Source organism: Priestia sp. BR_2 (assembly GCF_041954005.1).
Lineage (GTDB): Bacteria > Bacillota > Bacilli > Paenibacillales > Paenibacillaceae > Paenibacillus_AQ > Paenibacillus_AQ lautus_A.
This window is the reverse complement of the sequence record NZ_JAVFHM010000225.1, coordinates 1-667: the sequence shown is the minus strand read 5'-3', so window position 1 is coordinate 667 and position 667 is coordinate 1. Positions and strand designations below refer to the sequence as shown.

General features: G+C 34.3%; 1 pseudogene. It reads left to right on the top strand.

Going from position 1 to position 667, the window contains the following annotated elements:
• A pseudogene (locus RB298_RS17210) lies at positions 1-83 on the top strand (cell wall hydrolase); the annotation flags it as partial.
• Positions 84-667: the final 584 nt, after the last annotated feature.

Sequence of the window (667 nt, the reverse complement as noted above, 5' to 3'; positions counted from 1 at the left end):
GTCAACCTGCATCTGGTCAATTTAAAAATCATTGTTATTATGAACCAAAACCTGATACATGTGCTAGTGTTTATAGAGGCTAGGTTGTCGAGGAGTTATGATTAATCCTAGAGTATTATGGTGGTGCTGTGAATAAAACATTTTGGTCGTAGATGCTGCTAGCTAGCCCTATTTATTCAATGCAACTCCTATAGATCATGTAACAGTCGTCGCTTGAAAAAAACTTTGTCCCCCCGCCCTATCCTATTTCTTTGATCTTTGTTTTGATGTATTTTTATCTGGTGAAATAAAAAGGAAAAGAAGAAACGCTAAAAAAAGTAGCCTTAGACATGATTGAAAAAGGACAGGATGATGCTTTCATTATGGAATTGACAAGCTTTACTCCAGAAGAAATTGAAAAGCTTCGTCGTCAATAAATAGAAAAAAGAGCCGTATCTTTTAGATACGGCTCTTTTTTATACACGTGGCAATTGTCCAATTTCTTTCACAAGGAAATGAAACATGTAATTTTACTTTTTACCACGTCATTGGTTTCTAACACTTATTATGTTAGAAAGGTATATTTCTATCCATCCATTATTTACCTTGAATACATTTCTCCTAAAATAGGAAGCTTAAAATTTAGCAATTTGGCTTCCATCACCATGCTGTTCGACAGCTTCTTTTA